Raw genomic sequence first — 2,633 nt, 5'->3', positions numbered from 1 at the left:
GGTGACCAGGTCCATCTTGACGTTGCGTGCGCGGTCCAGCGTCATCGACTTTTCGCTGTGATAGAAATCGCCCTGTTTCATGCAGGCTACGTGGGTGCGCGAAGCCATGCTCCACTCGCCCATGCTGTGCGGATTCTTGCGGGCGAAATTCTTGACGGCCAGCGGCGCGCGGCGGTCCGAATTGCCCTCGCGCAGCACCGGGTTGACCGCGCTGCCCAGGCATTTGGAATAGCGGGCGCGAATTGCCTTGTCCTCTTCGGTCTTTGGATCTTCGGGGAAATCCGGCAGCTTGTAGCCCTTGGACTGCAATTCTTTCAACACGGTAATGAGTTGCGGCACCGACGCGCTGACATTGGGCAGCTTGATGATGTTGGTGCCGGGTTGCAGTGTCAGGCGGCCGAGTTCGGCCAGGTTGTCAGGCAACTTCTGGGCGTCGGTCAGGAATTCCGGGAACTCACCCAGCACACGGGCCGCCACTGAAATATCGCTTTCATCCACAGTGATGCCCGCAGGCGCGGCGAAAGTACGAACGATCGGCAGGAAGGCGTAAGTCGCCAGCAGCGGCGCTTCGTCAGTCAGTGTGTAGATGATTTTTGATTTTTCGGCAGCCATTTTCGTGTGTACTGTAGGGTTGGGAGGGGGGGAATTCAAAGTTTGTGACTAGCGAATTCCGCGCGCCACGCCGGTGATAGCAGGCTGGCGCGACCCATAGTATAAGGCCGACAGCCGTTCGGTTCCAGCCAAGCGGGGTACAGTCGGGTGCATTTGGGGCTGGTCAAGTGCCTGGTTAAGGGCGCGCACGGGTCGGTTAATGACCGGGCATGTCGGTCAAAGCTGGCCTGTTTGCCAACAATCGCGGTCGCCGGAAAGCCTGCGAGAGCGCGTGGCAGACGGCGCTCCCGGCAGACGGCGAACCGGAGGGGTCGGCGACTCACAAGGAATCCTAGTGAGTTCGCCACGAGCTTGCCCGGCCCCCTTCAACGATGCCGGGATCGCGGCGCTGCGCGCCATCTGGCAGATCCGGTGCCGGGCGATTACATCGTCACTTCGCAGCGCGCATCGATGGTGGTGCTTTGCGCCCGCAGGCCCAGCCGCGCCAGCAAGGCCCGGTCTTCTTCCACTTCCGGATTTCCCGTCGTGAGCAACTTGTCGCCGTAAAAAATCGAATTGGCGCCGGCGGCAAAGCACATCGCCTGCACCGCATCGCCCATCTGCCGGCGGCCGGCGGACAGCCGCACCCGCGCGGTTGGCATCGTGATGCGCGCCACGGCGATGGTGCGCACGAATTCGATCGGGTCCAGCGGATCGATGCCGTGCAGCGGTGTGCCCGGTACCTGTACCAGATGATTTACCGGCACCGACTCCGGATACGGCGCCATGTTGGCCAGTTGCGCAATCAGACCCGCGCGTTGCAGGCGCGACTCGCCCATGCCGACGATGCCGCCGCAACAAACCTTGATGCCAGCGTTGCGCACACGGCCCAGGGTGTCGAGCCGATGTTGGTAGTCGCGGGTGGTGATGATGTTGTCGTAGAACTCGGGTGCGGTGTCGAGATTGTGATTGTAATAATCCAGCCCCGCCTCTTTCAGGCGTTCGGCCTGGCCTGCGCCCAGCATGCCCAGCGTTGCGCAGGTTTCCAGGCCCAGCGCCTTGACTTCGCGGACCATGACTTCAACCTGCTCCAGGTCGCGGTCTTTCGGTTCGCGCCAGGCCGCGCCCATGCAAAAGCGGGTGGCGCCGGCGGCGCGCGCCTCGCGCGCGGCGTGCAGCACGGTATCGAGCGGCAGGATTTTCTGGGCGGTGACGCCGGTATCGTAGCGCGCCGCCTGCGGGCAATAGCCACAATCTACCGGACAGCCGCCGGTCTTGATCGACAGCAGCGTCGCCAGCTCGACCACGGTCGGATCGAAATGCTGGCGGTGCACTTGCTGGGCGCGGAACAGCAAATCGCTGAACGGCAGGTTGAACAGGGTTTCCACCTCGGCCACCGACCATGCCTGCACGACACTGGCAGCGCTGGCCTGCGCTGCGGCGGGGGAGGCCGGATAAAACGAGATCGGCTGTGAAGACATGGTTTGCTTGTGCTCCTTGCGTTACTTGATTTGACTGTATTGCTTGCGTGTTGCCAGCTTCTGTTGCGTTGCTGGTGCCGCCTTGCTCGCGTCGCTTGCCTTGCCTGTGTCCCGCTCCTGCCCGACCCGCGAATCGCGCTCGCTGGGCTCAGGCGGGCGTCAGGCGCCGCCTGCCCCGCCGTGCCGCATCATTGCGCTGCGCCGCCATACGGTACTTCCTTGTGCCCGTAACGGCGTACGCGGATGTTGGCCTGCTCGCCATGACCGGCAAATCCCTCCAGCGCGCACAACCGTGAACAGTACTCGCCAACAAACGACGATGCGGCATCCGTCAGCACCCGCTGGTAGGTGCAGGTCTTGAGGAACTTGCCGACCCACAGCCCGCCCGTATAGCGCGCCGCCTTCATCGTCGGCAAGGTATGGTTGGTGCCGATCACCTTGTCGCCGAACGAAACATTGGTCCGCGGGCCGAGGAACAGCGCGCCGTAGTTGGTCATGTTGTCCAGGAAGAAGTCATCGTCGTCGGTCATCACCTGAACATGCTCGGATGCGATGCGGTTG

The 2,633-nt window shown here is 62.9% G+C and carries 3 protein-coding genes; all 3 read right to left on the bottom strand.

Annotated elements, in window-relative coordinates:
• The coding region (locus Q7T64_RS14785; protein ID WP_304797262.1) for an NADP-dependent isocitrate dehydrogenase at positions 1–612 on the bottom strand (612 nt) is incomplete at its 3' end.
• A gap of 422 nt (positions 613–1,034) precedes the next feature.
• Positions 1,035–2,072 carry a biotin synthase BioB gene (gene bioB / locus Q7T64_RS14780; RefSeq protein WP_304797260.1) on the bottom strand — a complete coding sequence of 346 codons (1,038 nt, stop codon included), beginning with the start codon at positions 2,070–2,072 and terminating at the stop codon, positions 1,035–1,037.
• A gap of 188 nt (positions 2,073–2,260) precedes the next feature.
• The coding region (locus Q7T64_RS14775; protein ID WP_304797258.1) for a histidinol dehydrogenase at positions 2,261–2,633 on the bottom strand (373 nt) is incomplete at its 5' end.

Origin of the sequence: Lacisediminimonas sp., assembly GCF_030645335.1 — a bacterium.
Taxonomy (GTDB): Bacteria; Pseudomonadota; Gammaproteobacteria; order Burkholderiales; family Burkholderiaceae_D; genus Lacisediminimonas.
This window is presented reverse-complemented; position numbering and strand designations above follow the sequence as displayed.